General features: G+C 64.0%; 15 protein-coding genes, 1 tRNA gene and 1 other RNA gene. 11 read left to right on the forward strand and 6 right to left on the reverse strand.

Features of this window, described 5'->3' with window-relative positions; translation table 11 throughout:
- Positions 1-18: 18 nt before the first annotated feature.
- The 4 genes from ACUY2Y_RS00970 to ACUY2Y_RS00985 are packed head-to-tail and all read left to right on the forward strand — an operon-like array spanning position 19 to position 4,395.
- Positions 19-2,436 (forward strand): MMPL family transporter, encoded by a 2,418-nt coding sequence (locus ACUY2Y_RS00970; RefSeq protein WP_448324427.1) that lies wholly within the window; start codon positions 19-21, stop codon positions 2,434-2,436.
- Positions 2,433-3,698 carry a tRNA guanosine(34) transglycosylase Tgt gene (gene tgt / locus ACUY2Y_RS00975; RefSeq protein WP_448324428.1) on the forward strand — a complete coding sequence of 422 codons (1,266 nt, stop codon included), beginning with the start codon at positions 2,433-2,435 and terminating at the stop codon, positions 3,696-3,698. The genes ACUY2Y_RS00970 and tgt overlap by 4 nt, the downstream gene beginning before the upstream one ends.
- A gap of 41 nt (positions 3,699-3,739) precedes the next feature.
- Positions 3,740-3,979, forward strand: coding sequence for a type II toxin-antitoxin system Phd/YefM family antitoxin (locus ACUY2Y_RS00980; RefSeq protein ID WP_448324429.1), 240 nt, complete (start codon positions 3,740-3,742; stop codon positions 3,977-3,979).
- A complete protein-coding gene (locus tag ACUY2Y_RS00985) occupies positions 3,976-4,395 on the forward strand; it encodes a PIN domain-containing protein (protein WP_448324430.1) in 420 nt (139 codons plus the stop codon). Before ACUY2Y_RS00980 ends, ACUY2Y_RS00985 begins: the two co-directional genes overlap by 4 nt.
- Here the strand turns inward: ACUY2Y_RS00985 and ACUY2Y_RS00990 are convergent.
- The gene (locus tag ACUY2Y_RS00990; protein WP_448324431.1) at positions 4,392-5,066 is read right to left on the reverse strand and encodes a queuosine precursor transporter; all 675 of its coding nucleotides are present in this window, start codon (positions 5,064-5,066) and stop codon (positions 4,392-4,394) included. The two genes, ACUY2Y_RS00985 and ACUY2Y_RS00990, sit on opposite strands and share 4 nt — an antisense overlap.
- 19 nt (positions 5,067-5,085) lie before the next feature.
- Here ACUY2Y_RS00990 and gluQRS point away from each other — a divergent pair, with 19 nt between their 5' ends.
- The gene (gluQRS, locus tag ACUY2Y_RS00995) at positions 5,086-6,003 is read left to right on the forward strand and encodes a tRNA glutamyl-Q(34) synthetase GluQRS (protein ID WP_448324432.1); all 918 of its coding nucleotides are present in this window, start codon (positions 5,086-5,088) and stop codon (positions 6,001-6,003) included.
- Positions 6,004-6,300: 297 nt separating this feature from the next.
- On the opposite strand, the gene ACUY2Y_RS01000 is transcribed toward gluQRS, so the two are convergent.
- Positions 6,301-6,386 (reverse strand) — tRNA-Ser (locus ACUY2Y_RS01000).
- Positions 6,387-6,543: 157 nt separating this feature from the next.
- Here ACUY2Y_RS01000 and ffs point away from each other — a divergent pair.
- From ffs to ACUY2Y_RS01015, 3 genes are all read left to right on the forward strand, one after another.
- Positions 6,544-6,640, forward strand: an RNA gene (gene ffs, locus ACUY2Y_RS01005) — signal recognition particle sRNA small type.
- A gap of 91 nt (positions 6,641-6,731) precedes the next feature.
- Positions 6,732-8,003 carry an aminotransferase gene (locus ACUY2Y_RS01010; protein ID WP_448324433.1) on the forward strand — a complete coding sequence of 424 codons (1,272 nt, stop codon included), beginning with the start codon at positions 6,732-6,734 and terminating at the stop codon, positions 8,001-8,003.
- Positions 8,003-8,563, forward strand: coding sequence for a suppressor of fused domain protein (locus tag ACUY2Y_RS01015; protein WP_448324434.1), 561 nt, complete (start codon positions 8,003-8,005; stop codon positions 8,561-8,563). Before ACUY2Y_RS01010 ends, ACUY2Y_RS01015 begins: the two co-directional genes overlap by 1 nt.
- A 22-nt stretch (positions 8,564-8,585) precedes the next feature.
- On the opposite strand, the gene ACUY2Y_RS01020 is transcribed toward ACUY2Y_RS01015, so the two are convergent.
- Positions 8,586-9,230, reverse strand: a complete 645-nt coding sequence (locus ACUY2Y_RS01020) for a response regulator transcription factor (RefSeq protein ID WP_210575292.1) — start codon at positions 9,228-9,230, stop codon at positions 8,586-8,588.
- Entirely contained in the window at positions 9,227-9,904 is a 678-nt protein-coding gene (locus ACUY2Y_RS01025; RefSeq protein WP_296146271.1) for a sensor histidine kinase, read from the reverse strand. Before ACUY2Y_RS01025 ends, ACUY2Y_RS01020 begins: the two co-directional genes overlap by 4 nt.
- A gap of 92 nt (positions 9,905-9,996) precedes the next feature.
- Here ACUY2Y_RS01025 and ACUY2Y_RS01030 point away from each other — a divergent pair, with 92 nt between their 5' ends.
- Positions 9,997-10,677 carry an ABC transporter ATP-binding protein gene (locus ACUY2Y_RS01030; protein WP_448324435.1) on the forward strand — a complete coding sequence of 227 codons (681 nt, stop codon included), beginning with the start codon at positions 9,997-9,999 and terminating at the stop codon, positions 10,675-10,677.
- The gene (locus tag ACUY2Y_RS01035; RefSeq protein ID WP_448324436.1) at positions 10,674-12,068 is read left to right on the forward strand and encodes an FtsX-like permease family protein; all 1,395 of its coding nucleotides are present in this window, start codon (positions 10,674-10,676) and stop codon (positions 12,066-12,068) included. Before ACUY2Y_RS01030 ends, ACUY2Y_RS01035 begins: the two co-directional genes overlap by 4 nt.
- A 234-nt stretch (positions 12,069-12,302) precedes the next feature.
- On the opposite strand, the gene ACUY2Y_RS01040 is transcribed toward ACUY2Y_RS01035, so the two are convergent.
- Positions 12,303-12,497 carry a hypothetical protein gene (locus ACUY2Y_RS01040; RefSeq protein WP_259902493.1) on the reverse strand — a complete coding sequence of 65 codons (195 nt, stop codon included), beginning with the start codon at positions 12,495-12,497 and terminating at the stop codon, positions 12,303-12,305.
- 383 nt (positions 12,498-12,880) lie between these two features.
- Positions 12,881-13,126 carry a ribbon-helix-helix domain-containing protein gene (locus ACUY2Y_RS01045; RefSeq protein WP_259902491.1) on the reverse strand — a complete coding sequence of 82 codons (246 nt, stop codon included), beginning with the start codon at positions 13,124-13,126 and terminating at the stop codon, positions 12,881-12,883.
- Between the two features lie 93 nt (positions 13,127-13,219).
- Between ACUY2Y_RS01045 and ACUY2Y_RS01050 the strand changes: the two genes are divergently transcribed.
- A complete protein-coding gene (locus tag ACUY2Y_RS01050) occupies positions 13,220-15,754 on the forward strand; it encodes a DNA polymerase III subunit gamma and tau (protein WP_448324437.1) in 2,535 nt (844 codons plus the stop codon).
- The last annotated feature ends 9 nt before the right edge of the window (positions 15,755-15,763 follow it).

Genomic DNA, 15,763 nt, shown 5'->3' on the forward strand with positions numbered 1-15,763 from the left:
TTTAGGAAAGGGATCCCAGTGGCGAAGTTCCTCTACCGGCTAGGCAAATGGTCCTTCCTCAATAAGTGGAAGGTCATCGTGGCGTGGTTGCTGCTCTTCGCTGCTGGCGCTGCGGGCGCCGCGACCCTGTCGAAGCCGCTGTCGTCGGACTTCCAGATCACGGGCACCCCGGCGATCGACGCTCTCGAATCGCTCGGCGAGAATTTCCCCGGAATCAGCGACCCTGTCCAAGCGCCCTCGGTGAACTTGGTCTTCAAGGCACCGGACGGGCAACGCCTCGACGACCCGGCGAATATGGCTGCGATCGACGAGACCGTGGCCTATATAGAGGACAACCTGCCGGAGATGGGCGGCAAAGACCGCTTCGGCAATCCCGTCACCGTGTCTAACGCGCAGACAGAGCAGATCATCTCCCAGATGACGGACATGGGTCTGCCTGAAGAACGTGCCAAGGCCGATGCCGATAATGTCCGCCTCTTGTCCGAAGACGCGCGAATCGGCTACACCACCTTCGAATTCGGCGCGGAGACCTCTATGCAGGTCACAGATGAGGAGCGCGCCGTGGTCAACGAGGCGCTCGACCTCGGCCGTTCGAAGGGCCTGCAGGTCGAGGCCGGTGGGCCGGGCTTCGGCGATCCCATCGAGATCAAGACGACCAGTGAGATCATCGGCATCGGCGTGGCTTTCGTGGTCATGCTGGTCACCTTCGGTTCACTCATCGCCGCAGGCATGCCGGTGATCACCGCCGTGGTCGGCGTGGGCTTGGGCACCTTCCTCATTCTCATGGCCACGCGGTTCACGGAGCTCAACGAGGTCACCCCGGTCATGGCGGTGATGATCGGCCTGGCCGTGGGTATCGACTACGCGTTGTTCATCCTCTCCCGCTACAAGCAGGAGCGTGAGCGCCTCCCCGGCCCGGAAGCGGCCGGTCTGGCTGTCGGCACCGCGGGCTCATCTGTGCTTTTCGCCGGCATGACGGTGTTCACCGCCCTGGTCGCGCTGGTGCTGGCGCGCATCGAGTTCCTCTCCTGGATGGGTTTGTCCGCCGCGGCCACCGTGGCCATCGCAGTGCTGGTCGCGATCACGTTGCTGCCAGCCCTGATGGGCCTGCTCGGCGATAAAATCTTCGCCGGAAAAATCCCCGGTGTGGCTGGCAACCCCGGTCCCGGCGACCGCCTTGCGAAAGACTTGGATTCCCGCTCGCTCGGCCGCGCCTGGGTGAACACCGTGCGCCGAGTCCCGGCGCTGGTCATGGCCGTCGTTGTTGTCCTGCTCGGCGTGTGCTCGCTGCCGGTGCTGCAAATGGAAATGTCCCTGCCTTCGGACTCCAACGGCGATACCGACACCACCCAGCGCAAGTCCGCCGACCTCATGGCCGAAGGCTTCGGTGCAGGCGTCAACGCACCATTCCTGCTCGTCGTCGATGCCCACGACGTCAACCCAGACTCGCAGGCACTCGCCCCGTACATGAAGTCGATCCCGGATGAGGCGGTGGAAGGCGCAGGGGACGTCGATAAGCAAAAAGCTGCGTTGTCCTCCTTCATGTACGCGATGGAACGCGCTGGCACTGTGACCGGCGTGCGTCACGCGCAGCTCGTCGGCGTCAACGACGACATGACCGCTGCGCAGATCCTGGCCACGCCGGTGACGGGTCCCGACGACCAGTTCACCGTCGACACCGCGCACGCCCTGCGGGAAATGGATGCTGAGATCGAAGACGCCACCGGTACCGATGTGGGCCTGACTGGCTTTACCGCCGTGCAGATGGACATCACTGAGGAACTCGCCGGCGCGATGCCGCTCTACCTCGGCATTGTGGTGGGCCTGGCGATTCTGCTGCTCATCATCGTCTTCCGCTCGATTCTCGTGCCGCTTGTCGCGGGCTTGGGCTTTTTGCTGTCCGTCGGCGCGGCCTTCGGTGCGACGGTGCTGGTTTTCCAGGAAGGATTCACGGGCCTCGTGAACACCCCGGGGCCGATCCTGTCCTTCCTGCCGATCCTGCTGATCGGCGTCACCTTCGGTCTGGCCATGGATTACCAGGTCTTCCTGGTCACCCGCATGCGCGAGCAGTACACGCGCCTGCGCCGCCCCGGCGACGAACCGGAAGCCGTCCTCGACGCTGTCGAGGAATCCACCGTCGAAGGTTTCGTCCGGGGTGCGCGCGTGGTCACTGCCGCCGCCATCATCATGATCGCCGTCTTCGTCGCGTTCATTGATCAGCCGCTGCCGTTCATCAAGATTTTCGGTTTCGCGCTCGGCGCGGCCGTGCTTTTCGACGCCTTCTTTGTCCGCATGGCCCTCGTCCCCGCCACCATGTTCATCCTGGGCACCACCACCTGGTGGATGCCGAAATGGCTTGACCGCATCTTGCCCAACCTCGACATCGAAGGCGAAGAACTAGAGCGCGAATTTGAAAAGGAGCACGTCAACGCATGACCGACACCCCTCATAAGGCCGATCTCAGCTTCGAGGTAGGCATCCGTCTCGAGGAGGCCCCGGGCCGCCATGGCCGTACCGGCGTGATCCATACACCGCACGGCGACATCCAGACACCCGCATTCATCCCGGTGGCTACCAAGGCGACCGTGAAAACCCTGACCCCGGAGCAGATCCGCCAGACGGGCGCGCAGGCCATCCTGTCGAATGCCTACCACCTCTATCTCCAGCCCGGCCCCGACATCGTGGACGAGGCCGGGGGAGTGGCCGCCTTCGAGAACTGGCACGGCCCCACCTACACCGACTCCGGCGGATTCCAGGTCATGAGCCTGGGCGTCGGGTTCAAGAAGGTCCTGGCCATGGACGTCGCCGGGCTCACCGACGAGGACATCCGCGCCGCCAACAAGGACCGGATGGCGCGTGTCGACGACGACGGTGTCGACTTCAAGTCCTTCATCGACGGCTCCTCCCACCGCTTCACGCCGGAGGTGTCCATGCAGATCCAGCACCAGCTCGGTGCCGACATCATGTTCGCCTTCGACGAGCTGACCACACTCGTGGACACCCGCGCCTACCAGGAGCATTCCGTCGAGCGCACCCGCCAGTGGGCACGTCGCTGCCTGCTCGAGCACGAACGTCTCACCCAAACCCGCCCCGATAAGCCTCTGCAGTCTCTTTGGGGAGTAGTGCAGGGCGCCCAGTACGAGGACCTGCGTCGCCAAGCGACCCACGGCCTGATTGCCCTGGACGAGGAAGCCCGCGCCGAGGGGCGCCGCGGTTTCGGCGGCTACGGCATTGGCGGCGCCCTGGAGAAGGAGAACCTGGGCACCATCGTCGGCTGGGTCACCGATGAGCTGCCGGAGGACAAGCCCCGCCACCTGCTGGGCATTTCCGAACCCGACGACTTGTTCACCGCCATCGAAGCCGGTGCCGACACCTTCGACTGCGTCGCCCCGACCCGCCTCGGTCGCCGCGGCGGCGTGTACACCTTGGACGGCCGCATGAACCTCATGGCCGCCCGCTTCCGCCGCGACTTCACCGGCGTGGACGAGGAATTCGGCGGCTACGTCTCCGAGAACTACTCCCGCGCGTATATCCACCACCTGCTGCGCGCGAAGGAATTCCTCGCCGGCACCTTGTGCACCCTGCATAACCTCGAGTTCATGGTGCGCCTGGTGGACAATATCCGCGCCGCGATCGACGCCGGCGACTACGAGGCCTACCGCGACGAGTTCCTCGGCCGTTATTACGCGGGGCGCTGAAATATCCTAGGATGTAGGTATGTACCTACAGGAGGTGTGGGATGACAACGCTGAGCGCCCGGGAATTCAACCGCGATGTCAGCGCCGCTAAGCGCGCTGCACTAGAAGGGCCAGTGGTGATCACTGACCGCGGCCGTGCATCGCATGTGCTGCTGTCGGCGGAGCGTTACAAAGAGCTCGTGGCGAACACGTCCAATTGGGCGAGCCGCCTCCACATGGAAGAGGACATTGAGTTTGAGCCGCCCCGGATGGATTTCGGTCTGAGGAATCCGGAGCTATGAGTTTCCTGCTGGATACCAACGTGGTCAGCGAGCTTCGAAAGCCCGCCTCAAGAGTCAATCCCGGAGTGTTGGCTTGGTCGACAAAACACCCGCTTGTCGAGCAATTTCTCTCGGCCGTCTCCATCTTCGAGCTTGAGCTGGGGGTGTCGCTGAAGGAACGCCGCGATCCAGTGCAAGGCGCGAAGCTGCGGGCGTGGATCGAAGATCAGGTGAAACCGTCCTTCGAAGGGCGGGTACTACCGTTTGATGCTGCGGTTGCTGCGCACGCGGCTCGCCTGCACGTGGATGATCCTCGCCCTCTGGCGGATTCTTTCATCGCGGCAACAGCGCAGCTACATGGTCTTGCTGTTGTGACCCGGAATGAGCGTGACTTCATCCCATTCCGGGTACCGTGCATCAACCCCTGGTCGGATTAAGCCGTCACCGCGCTCGCGCGCTCCTCGGCGCGGCGCACGGCGGCGATGGTCGGGTAGGTGACCGGCAGCAGGACGACCTCCATGAGGGTCTTCCACAGGAACCCGACGATGACGTAGTTCACGAATGCACCGATGGAATCGATGCCGATCACACCGGCGGCGATGGAGCAGAACAGCAGGGTGTCGGCGAATTCGCCCACGATTGTCGAGCCGATCAGGCGTGCCCACAAATGGTCGGTGCCGAAGCGGTCCTTAATTTTCTGCAGCACCCACGCGTTGAGCAGCTGGCCCACGACGTAGCCGGTGAGCGATGCTAGCATGATGCGCGGCAGCAGACCCAGCACGGCGGCGAAGGTGTCCTGCATGTCGTAGAAGCTGGCGACGGGCATCCAGATCGCAATATAAAAGGACAGCACCGCGAGCACGGCGACACCGAAACCGGTGAACACAGCACGGCGGGCGGCTTTGAATCCGTAGACCTCAGCGATCACGTCACCGATGACGTACGAGATGGGGAAGAGGAAGAACGCGCCGTCGGTGACCAGTGGCCCGAGTTCGACGCCTTTCTGCGCGGTGATATTGGAGATGAGGAAGACCGCGCAGAACACCGCGAGCAGGTACGGGTACGGCGAGCGCGCGATGGGGTGCGTGTGGGAAACGGGATTCGACATGCGCAATATCATTGCACATATGTCTCACTCACAACCTTCAGCCGGCCGTTATGCACCGAGCCCGAGTGGGGATCTCCACTTCGGCAATTTGCGCACGGCGGTGCTCGCGTGGTTGTTTGCGCGTCAGTCGGGCCGCAATTTCTACATGCGCGTGGAGGACATTGATTCGGAGCGTTCCAGCATGGAATCGGCCCGCCGCCAGCTCGAGGATCTCGCGGCGCTCGGCATTGAGTGGGATGAGCCGGTGATTTACCAGCACGAGCGCGGCGATGCGTACGCGGCGGCGTTGGCCACGCTCGACACGTATGAATGTTATTGCTCCCGCCGCGATATCCGGGAGGCGGCGTCCGCGCCCCACGCGCAGCCGGGCATGTACCCGGGCACGTGCCGCGACCTCACGGAAGAGCAGCGCGCTTATCGACGTTCCCAGCTCGCCGACCAAGGCCGCCTCCCCGCCATCCGCCTGCGGGCGCATGTGGATGAGTGGACTGTGTCCGATTACTACAAAGGCGAATTCACCGGCCCTGTCGACGACGTGATTCTCAAACGTGGAGGCAATGTGAACCAGGCGCAGGCGGGGGACTGGGCCTACAACCTCGCCGTGGTGGTCGATGACGGGTTCCAGAATGTGGACCAGATCGTCCGTGGAGATGATCTTCTGGAATCAGCGCCCGCGCAGGCGTACCTCGCCGACCAACTCGGCCTGCCCCAGCCGACCTACGTTCATGTTCCGCTCGTGGTAAATGCCGAAGGAAACCGTTTGGCGAAGCGCGACGGCGCGGTCACTTTGCGGGACATGTTGGCTCACCGAACTATCACAGAAATTGTCGAGCAGCTCTCCGCCTCAGTCGGTGTCGCGGGCGCTACCAGCGCGGATGAGTTGATGCAGAAATTCACGCCGGAAATGCTTTCCTGCGAGCCATTTTTGTGGACATGACGTCAATGAAATCACTTGACCGCACATGGTCCTCACCTGATTGTGATGCCTTTAGGCCCTCCGCGGTGGGGCGGGTGAATCTGTTTACATTGAAAATAATGGGTGGACTTAAACATGCTGGTTAAAAAGTTGGGGCTGGCAAGCAGCCGGCGTGAAATGTAAACAGATTCACCGGCACTCATTGTCGCGCCTGGCTGGAGTCGCGTGGGCCGAGCAATCGGGCGGGGGGAGGGGGAATCAAGCGCCGGGGAAAGACCAAAATTCCCCCAGCCCTTATGTGTGGGCTGGGGGACATTGCGGAGGATGTGGGATTTGAACCCACGAGGGTCGTGAAACCCGCACGCGTTCCAGGCGTGTGACATAGGCCGCTAGTCGAATCCTCCAGCGACGTTTCCCGCCTTGCAAGCATGGCCTGCGCAGCGCGTCGAGCCACTACTTTAGCGGATACTGGGGTGGGGACAAAATTGGTGGTGGGGCGGGGCGTCGATAGGCGGAATGCGTGCTTTTTTGAACTGGTTGCCGCAAGCTACTAGACTCTCCCCCAGGATCTCACGCGGTGTTTATCTTGTGAACTCCCCCAGGGCGGGAACGCAGCAAGGGTCAGCGAGCTCTGGCAGGTGCGTGGGGTCCCTTTATTTCGCGCGGATGCGGTGGGGGCCGCGCCAGCGGGGCGCATGTAATCTGGGCGACGTAAACGGTTCCACTCCTTAAAGGAAGTGATCTCCCCCATGTCCCTGCTCAATCTGGACGCCGCTGCCCGCGAGGAACTCGCGACGAAGGTGCGCGAGGAATATGAAACGCTGAAAAGCCGCAACCTCGATCTCGACCTGACGCGCGGTAAGCCGTCGTCGGAGCAGCTGGACCTCAGCAACGACCTGCTTGAGCTGCCGGGCAAGGGCAACTACGTGGATGCCGCCGGCACGGATGTGCGCAACTACGGCAACCTCAAGGGCATCAAGGACATCCGGGAGATTTGGGGCGAGCTCATCGGGGTGCCGGTGGACAACCTCTACGCGGAGGATTCGTCCTCACTGAACATCATGTTCGACCTGATCAGCTGGTCCTTCATCTTCGGAAACAACGACTCGGAACGCCCGTGGCGCGAAGAAGAGACCGTGAAGTGGATCTGCCCGGTACCGGGCTACGACCGCCACTTCGCCATCTCGGAGAAGTTCGGCTTCGAGATGGTCACCGTGCCCATGCTTGACGACGGCCCCGATGTCGACGCCGTCGCCGAGCTGGTCAAGGATCCGGCGGTGAAGGGCATGTGGGTCGTGCCGATGTTCGCCAACCCGTCCGGTGTGACTGCGACTGAGGAAGTCGTGCGCGCACTCGCGTCGATGGAGACCGCCGCGCCGGATTTCCGCATCGTGTGGGACAACGCCTATGCCGTGCACACCTTCACCGAGGACTTCCCGCAGATCATCGACGTGCTCGGTGCGGCTGAAAAGGCCGGCAACCCGAACCGCTTCTGGGTGATGAGCTCCACCTCCAAGATCACGCACGCGGGCGCGGGCGTGGCCTTCTTCGCGTCGTCGACGGAGAACCTGGAATGGTATGCCTCCATCGCTGGGATCCGCGGTATCGGCCCGAACAAGATCAACCAGCTGGCCCATGCAAAGCTCTTCGGTGACGCCGACGGTGTGCGCGCCCTGATGCAAAAGCACGCGCAGATCCTCAAGCCGAAATTCGACGCGGTGTTGGAGATCCTCGAGGGTCGCCTCGGCGAGTACGAGGTCGCGCGCTGGACGACCCCGGCCGGCGGCTACTTCGTCTCCCTCGACGTTATTGACGGCACGGCCAACCGCGTGTGGGAGCTCGCCCGCGAAGCCGGCATCACCCTGACCAAGGCCGGTTCCGCATTCCCTAAGGGCGAGGACCCGAACGACCGCAACATCCGTCTCGCGCCGTCGCTTCCGCCTCTCGACGAAGTCCGCACCGCCATGGACGGCGTCGCCACCTGCGTGCTGCTCGCGACACTGGAGAAGCTCGAGAACTAGTGACTCCCGCCGAAACACACGCCTGGCTCACTGACGTTCTCGGTCCGATGGACCTGCTGAATGTCAATGGCATGACCGTCGGAGTCGCGCCTGTGCTCCCAGCGGCTGTGACCGTCGGGTTCAGCGAGATCGATAGCGGTCTCGTTGTCGACGACCCGGACGCGGATAGCGCTGGGCTGACCGAGGTTCGCTGCGAAATCATCTGCGCCGCAGACGGCGCGACCCCGCAGCAGCGTGTCATGGCGGTCGCGGGCGCGTGGAACACGCTGGTTAACGCTGGTATTCCCGGTCAGCCGGGTACGGCTCTTCCGGGGCTGGTGAACGACCCGGCGCTGACCGTCCATCACGGCCTGCTTCGCGAACCCGAAATCTTCGATCGCGGGACACCCTTGGTCAACGAGCCCGCCACCGACGACGCTCCGGCACGCATGACACTGCTGCTGGAGCTGGTCCTGCTCACCGACGACGAATACGAGCTCGCTGAGGAGCAGGGGCTCCAGGTGCTCGAGCGCCGCCTCCGTCGCCGTCAGACGAGCCTCGGCGATTGGGCCCGCGAGTAGCCCCGCGATAGGTGATCTCGCGCTAGGTGATCCCGCGCTCGGACAGGTACATCAAGATTGCACGGACGCGGCGGTTCTCCTCGTCGGGCGTGAGCCCTAGTTTCGAGAAAATGGCGGAGACGTGCTTTGCCACAGCGGCGCCAGAGAAATACAGCTTCTCCGCGATCTCGGCGTTGGATAGTCCTTCGGCCATGAGCTCGAGCACTTCCCGTTCGCGTGGGGTGAGCGTGGTCAGCCACTGGGAGCTGGCCGCCATGAGCTCGCTGGCTACATCCGGGTCGATGACAACGCCACCGGATGCGACGGTCTCGCAAGCCTGAACGAAATCCTTCACCTCGGCGACGCGGTCTTTGAGCAGGTAACCGGTACCGCCGTGGCCGCCGGAGAAGAGCTCGCGGGCATAGGCAGGGGCGACGTATTGCGACAGCACGAGCACATTCACTGGGCCGGTTTCGCGCAGCTTGAGTGCAGCCTGAAGGCCGTCGTCACGCATGTTGGGAGGCATGCGCACATCGGTGATCACGAGGTCGGGAGCATGCTTATCGACGGCACCCGGCAGCGCATCCGCATCCCCCACCTGCTCCACCACCTCGTGGCCCCGCCGGGTGAGCAGACCTGCGACACCTTCGCGCAGCAGTGCCGAATCATCGGCGATCACGATCTTCATTGCGCTAACCCACTTTCTCCTCGGTACAGCAATAACGGTATCCGTGCGGTGATGGTGGTGGGGCCGCCTTGGGGTGAATTGAGCTCGATCGACCCACCGAACGCGGCAATGCGCTCGCGCATCCCGTCGAGCCCACCACCAGGCACAATGCGGGCGCCGCCGTTTCCGGAGTCGGTGACAGCGACGTTGAGGGTCGCATCGGAGGTGATGAGCACACTGACGGGGGCGCCGGGCGCGTGCTTCGCGGCATTGGTCAGGGCTTCGGAGGTGAAGAAATAGGCGGCGGCGAGGACGGAGTCGTCGATAAGCGGTAAATCGTGCGGTGCGCGGACGGTGACGTGCGGGCCGTACTGCGCGGCGGCTGTCTCGACGGCTTCGACGAGCCCGCGGTCGGTCAGCTCGCGCGGGTGGATGCCGCGCACGGTGCGGCGCAGGGCGTCGAGGCCGTTTTTGAGGTCGCGGGCGGCTGCGTCGAGAAGCGGCGAGTCTGTTTCAAGCTGCGCTTCGCCGAGCTTCATCGCGGCTGCCACGAAATACTGCTGCGCGCCGTCGTGCAGGTCGCGCTCGATGCGGAGCCGTTCGACCTCGTACGCTTCGGCGATCTTCCGCCTTGATGCCGTCAGCTCGTGGATCGCGCGCGCTGCCTCGGCCTCGTGGTTCTTCTTCCGCCACATGATGTTGAGGGTAGCGGGGTAGTGCTGGCACTACCCGTATTCGGGAGCCTGCGCCATGGTGGACGCGCGCGGCAGACGGTGAAATAGGAACCATGCTCGAACTGAACGACATCACGAAATCATTCACCCAGCAACGGGTCCTCGAAGGAATCAGCCTGAACATCGGCCCCGGCGAATCCGTCGCCATCATGGGCCCGTCCGGCTCTGGCAAATCGACGCTGCTGCACTGCATGTCAGGAGTGCTCGTGCCCGACCACGGCGAGGTCCGCTTCAACGGGCGCGACATCGCATCGCTTGACGACGCCACCCGCTCCCAGCTCCGCCTCGACCACTTCGGCTTCATCTTCCAGGACGGGCAGCTCATGCCCGAACTGACTGCGAAGGAGAACGTGGCTCTGCCGCAGATCATGCGTGGCGAATCACGCTCGAAGGCCCACGCGGAGGCCACGGACATGCTCACGCGGCTGGGGCTGGGAGCGTTTGTGGACCGCTTCCCGGGCCAGCTTTCCGGCGGGCAAGGCCAGCGCGTCGCGATCGCCCGCGCCCTGGCTGGTCCTCCGTCGGTGGTCTTCGCCGACGAGCCGACTGCCGCACTCGACCAGGCCACCGGTCATGAGGTGATGCAGCAGATCACGGCGGTGTCGAAGAAATTCGGTGTGACGCTCGTGCTGGTCACCCACGACCCGAAGATCGCGCAGTGGTGCGACCGCCGGATCGAGATCCGTGACGGCCTCATTCACGCTGAGGCCCCGAGCAAGGTGATGCCGGCATGAGCACCCTGACCTTGTTGTCTGCCGCGCAGTCTTCCTCCAGCGAGGGCCGCTCCCAACGCCAGACCGGGGAACGCTGGGTGCGCGTGTTGTCTCTCGTGGCGTTTTCCGTGTCCACGTGGATCCTCTGCACCCTGGCTGCCGGAACGTGGATGTTCGCGCAACGCCACATGCACCCGCATGAACGTCTCGTTGAGGTGCAGGAGAGCGCGGGCGGACCCCTGTCTATGTTTTATATCTTCCTTGCTCTTTTCGCGTCGCTGCTGGTGGTGCCGACGCTATTGGGTTTGCTCACCCAAGCTGCGCGCGCGAACCTCGGCGGCCGTGAAGAGCCGCTGGCCATTCTGCGCCTTATCGGTGCGACTTCTGGTCAGGTGCGCGGAATGATGATTCTCGATGCACTGCGTCAGGCCCTTGTCGGCCTCGGCATCGGCACCGTTTTGTACCTGGTCAGCGTGCCCGCCTGGTCGCTGCTGACCTTCCAGGAAAAGCGAATTGAGACCTGGGAGATGTTCACGTGGTGGGTTGTGCCCGTTGCGTGGGTGGTCGTCCTTGTTCTCGCCGCTGCGTCCGTGTGGCTCGCCCTGCGCCGGGTCGCTGTCACCCCGCTCGGTGTGACCAAGAAGGTGCCGCCGAAGGGGCAGAATGTGATCACCCTGGTCATCTCGCTTGTGGCCGCAGTCTTCTTGTACCGCTACCTGAACACGTTGTCCATCGCCCCGGGGGCCGATGCCACCGAGTTCTTTGTGACGCTCATTGTCGCCGCCGGCGTGCTGATGGTCAACGCACTCATCGCTGTCGGAGTGATTCAGCTGATCGCCCGCATCAGCTACCTGCTGCCCGGCTCCGCCACCTACGTGGCCACCCGCCGCGTCGGCCGCGGGGTGAGGACGACCTGGAAGCGTGTCGCCGCGCTATACTTCGTCGCGTTCATCGCGGGTGCTGGCAGCAGGTTCTCTGCCGTCCCGCAGATCGAGGATGACCCCGCTCTGAAGATGGTCACCTCCGACATTCCCTCCGGCGTGGCCATCACCGCGATCTTCGGCGCCGTGCTGCTTATCGCCTCCACGCTGCTCACCCAGGCGTTGGCTGTGGTGGAGCAAAAGCAGCTGACCAAGTCCCTCTACTTCATTGGCGCTCCCGCGAAGTTCCACACCTCCGTGGCGATCCGCGAGGTGGGAATCCCGATGGCCCTGGTCACCCTCATGGGCTTCGGCATGGGCAGCATGATGGGACTAGCGTTGGTCATCGCACCGGTCGATGCCCTCCTGACGCGGCACGCACTGTTCGCCGTGCTGATCGTGCTTGCGCTTGCCGGCTGCGTCGCTGCTGTCGCCGCCACCGGCAGGCTCCGCGAGCGCGTGCTGTCGGAGACCGGCCGGCTCAACGACTAGTGCTTCGCTGCTGCGCATGGACTGATCTTCATGGACTAAACCGCATGGACTGAGTGAATTTTCGGCTGAATCAAAAGAGATTGCTCGGCCACACGGTTGATGCAGGTTAGTCCATGTGGGGGAGTTCATGGGGAGTCATGGCGCGATCACCATATGATCCAGCGCCGTGACTTCGCGGGTAGGGGCTGCAGCCTTCTCGTTCGTCCGCTCCGTGTAGTCCCTAAGCGTCTCGATCTAGCCGGGAAGCATCGGAACTACCTCGACGTCGAACTCTGTCGGTGCGAGCCCTGACTGGTGCGCGAGCGCTTCGACCACTTCATCTTCGGCGCGGTCCAACCGGCTCGTCTGCGAGACCACCCCGAGCTCTGTGCATTCCAGCACCCACACACCGCTGGTGCCGCGCTCGGCGGTCACTGTGAACGTGTTCAACGCCACCATCCCTTTCCCAGCTCTGCGTCCTTTGCATTCTGATTACCGCATGTTGATCCTAATTCAATTATGCGGCGAACCATTCAGTCCACTGACTTTTGACGGAACTGCTTTAAGCCTGGACCAAGGGGCGGTAGCCGAGCTTTATTCGAGGAGCCGCGAATATTGGGGGCGGGCTTTCATGGAGTGGATGAGCAGCTCGTCCCCATCTTCTGCGACTACAACGACAGTCTCAAGGAGTCTGGCGTGTGTGTCGAAACCGAGTCGCAACTCTCTCCACTGGGTCGTCTCATCGTCGAGTGGTTCGACCCATAAGGGATTGGAAGCCGCCTGTATGCCATCAGATGTCGTGATGCCGTGTTTGGTGGCGGACTTCGCGCATCTCATGCCGCGGTGAAGGCGTCGATCGCTTGGCGGATGAGCTCGGACCGGGTCACGTTCTTCTTGGTGGCGAGATCGTCGAGTGCTTTCAGTTCATCGTCGGTGAGGCGGACTGCGACGACCTGTGCTGGAGCTGATCCCCGTCCCGGGCGCCCGCGGCCACGCTTCTTCAGGAGCTCTGGGTCGTAGCCGATCTCGGCTTCGGCGACCCAGGCGTCGAGCTGTTCTTGGCTGGCGTTCACAGGCATGTCAATACTGTATAACGAAAATATCTGCGCTGGCAACGCCCGATCGCAGGCTGACCCACGGTGGGTGTCGCGGGCGCCTAGTAGGGTGAAACCGTGGCTTTGTACCGGAAGTATCGCCCAGCCTCGTTCGCCGAGATGATTGGGCAGGAGCAGGTGACGCGCCCGCTGTCCACAGCGCTGGATAACGGGCGCGTCAACCACGCTTATTTGTTCTCGGGGCCGAGGGGAACGGGCAAGACGTCGTCGGCACGCATTCTGGCGCGATCGCTGAACTGCGTCCAGGGGCCGACGTCGACGCCGTGCGGAGTGTGCCCGTCGTGCGTCGCGCTCGCGCCGGGCGGGCCGGGCAACCTGGACGTCACGGAGATGGACGCCGCGTCGAACGGCGGCGTCGACGAGATGCGTGAGCTGCGTGAACGCGCGTATTTCGCGCCGGCGGAATCGCGCTACCGCGTGTTCATTATCGACGAGGCCCACATGATCACGGGCGCGGGCGCGAATGCCTTGCTGAAGATCGTGGAGGAGCCGCCGGAGCACCTCGTGTTCATTTTCGCGACGACGGAGCCGGAGAAAATCATCGGTACGATCCGCTCGCGCACGCACCACTACCCGTTCCGCCTGCTTACGCCGCAGGCGATGCGCCAGCTCGTCGAGCGCACGGTCGCCGCGGAAGGTGTCACGATCGACGAGAACGTCTACCCGCTGGTCATCCGCGCCGGCGGCGGTTCCCCGCGCGACACCCTGTCCATCCTCGACCAGCTGCTCGCAGGAGCCGGCCCCGAGGGCTTGACGTACGAGCTCGCGTTGCCGCTTCTGGGGGTCACCGATCTTTCGCTTATCGACGCTACCGTGGACGCCCTTTCCTCCCGCGACGCCTCCGCCCTGTTCCAGGCCGTCGACGATGTGATTGAGGCCGGCCACGAGCCCCGCCGTTTCGCGATCGACCTGCTCGACCGCCTTCGCGATTTGATGATCATTCACGCCGTCCCGGACGCCTTCGGTCAGGGGCTCGTGGATGCCCCCGCCGACCGCGCCGAGATTCTCACCGCCGAGGCCGACAAATTCCCTGGCAACCAGCTCGCCGCGCTTGCCACCGAGGTCAACGAGCGCATCACCTCCCTGCGCGGCGCGACGTCCCCACGCCTGCTGCTTGAGATCATGATGGCCCACCTCCTCGGTGTTCTCACCGGCACGCAGGCACCTGCCGCCGTCGCTGGCCTCACTGAGCTCCAGGACGCTGCTTCCGAGGCCGCCGGCATGGGTGACAAGCCCCGCGGCGCTGCCGCGGCATTGGCTGCCGCCGCCGCAGTGCAGGCAACCGCCAACGTCACCTCCCAGTCGACACCCGCCCCGCGCGAGGCCCCCAAGCCCGCCCGCGAACAACGTGAGCCGCAGCGGGAGCAGCCCGCGGCACCTGCGCAGCAACCAACGCAACAACCAGCTCAGCGACCAGCTCAGCAACCGGTCCCGCAGCCAGCGCCCGCGGAACCAGATCAAGCGACGACATCGCAGGACGAGTCTCCGCGTGACACGCAGCGCGAAGTGCCGCAGCAGCCGGAACCTGAAACGCACATTCCGGAACCGTCGGCGAAAACGGAGACTGAAGTGCCGGCAAGCAGTCCCGGAGACACTGGTGGCGCTGTCGACGCAACGGAGCTCATGGAGCGGATCCGCAAGGAGTGGATCAACTTGCGTCAGTCGGTCGGCGAGCGCAACAAGGTCGCCGAGATCATGCTCACCGAAGCGACACCGCTGGGAATGGATGGAACGACGCTGGTGGTCGGGCACAACACCGGTGCTCTGGCGAACAGCATCAACTCGAAACACAACAACGACGACATCGTTGCTGTGCTGACCGACAAGCTTGGCACCGAGGTCGCGGTGCGCTGTGTGGTGGGCACGGACCCAAAAGCCGCGGGCTTTGAGGCCCCTGCTCGTGCGCCGAAGGCGTGGAGCCCGCCGAGCGCACCGAAGCAGCCAGAGGCACAGGGACCCGAACATACCAGTCCGAGCGATGACGAGGCTGATTCCGGCGACGAGGACCCGCATGCCGCCGACGGCAATGAGCCGGATGAGCCGACCCCGACGAGCGATGGCTCGCTAAGCAGTGAGAATGAGGCTGTGACACCGGAGCCGGCATCCGCGCCGGTGCCGTACGACCCGTGGGCGTCGACACCGGCAAAGACGGTGAACCCAGAGGACAGCGGCGCTGAAGCCCAGCAGGCGCCTGCTGCGCCGTCGCCTGAACCGTCCCCGCAACCGGTACCTTCGCAGCCCGAGCCGCCTGCACCGGAGGCATCCGGTCCCGCGGCGGCTGCGGCAGCGGCTGCTGCGGCGGCAGGTGCAGCAGGTGTCGTGAGAGGGGCGGCTCCGCGGGCCACGCCCGACCCGACGGATGGGCCGAACACAGGTTTTGGAGAGTCGACGAGCTTCAGTAGCGGTGTGCCGTTGCCGCCGGAGCCGGAAGACGAACCGCCGATGGAGGAAGAACCGGCGCCCTACACGCGCGAGGATGAGGAACGCGACATGGTCGACCAGTCCCAGGAAGCGGGCACATTCGACCGGCGCAGCCCCACCGAGGTGGCCATGGAACTCCTCGCCGACGAACTAGGCGCACGGCCCCTGTAGGGGACTCGG

The sequence above is a fragment of the Corynebacterium sp. 20-84 genome (assembly GCF_053479455.1).

Excerpts from the sequence above, each read along its gene's own strand:
- tgt (WP_448324428.1), top strand. The coding sequence starts at position 2,433 with ATGACCGACACCCCTCATAAGGCCGATCTCAGCTTCGAGGTAGGCATC.
- ACUY2Y_RS00980 (WP_448324429.1), top strand. The coding sequence starts at position 3,740 with ATGACAACGCTGAGCGCCCGGGAATTCAACCGCGATGTCAGCGCCGCT.
- ACUY2Y_RS00985 (WP_448324430.1), top strand. The coding sequence starts at position 3,976 with ATGAGTTTCCTGCTGGATACCAACGTGGTCAGCGAGCTTCGAAAGCCC.
- ACUY2Y_RS00990 (WP_448324431.1), bottom strand. The coding sequence starts at position 5,066 with ATGTCGAATCCCGTTTCCCACACGCACCCCATCGCGCGCTCGCCGTAC.
- gluQRS (WP_448324432.1), top strand. The coding sequence starts at position 5,086 with ATGTCTCACTCACAACCTTCAGCCGGCCGTTATGCACCGAGCCCGAGT.
- ACUY2Y_RS01010 (WP_448324433.1), top strand. The coding sequence starts at position 6,732 with ATGTCCCTGCTCAATCTGGACGCCGCTGCCCGCGAGGAACTCGCGACG.
- ACUY2Y_RS01020 (WP_210575292.1), bottom strand. The coding sequence starts at position 9,230 with ATGAAGATCGTGATCGCCGATGATTCGGCACTGCTGCGCGAAGGTGTC.
- ACUY2Y_RS01025 (WP_296146271.1), bottom strand. The coding sequence starts at position 9,904 with ATGTGGCGGAAGAAGAACCACGAGGCCGAGGCAGCGCGCGCGATCCAC.
- ACUY2Y_RS01030 (WP_448324435.1), top strand. The coding sequence starts at position 9,997 with ATGCTCGAACTGAACGACATCACGAAATCATTCACCCAGCAACGGGTC.
- ACUY2Y_RS01035 (WP_448324436.1), top strand. The coding sequence starts at position 10,674 with ATGAGCACCCTGACCTTGTTGTCTGCCGCGCAGTCTTCCTCCAGCGAG.
- ACUY2Y_RS01045 (WP_259902491.1), bottom strand. The coding sequence starts at position 13,126 with ATGCCTGTGAACGCCAGCCAAGAACAGCTCGACGCCTGGGTCGCCGAA.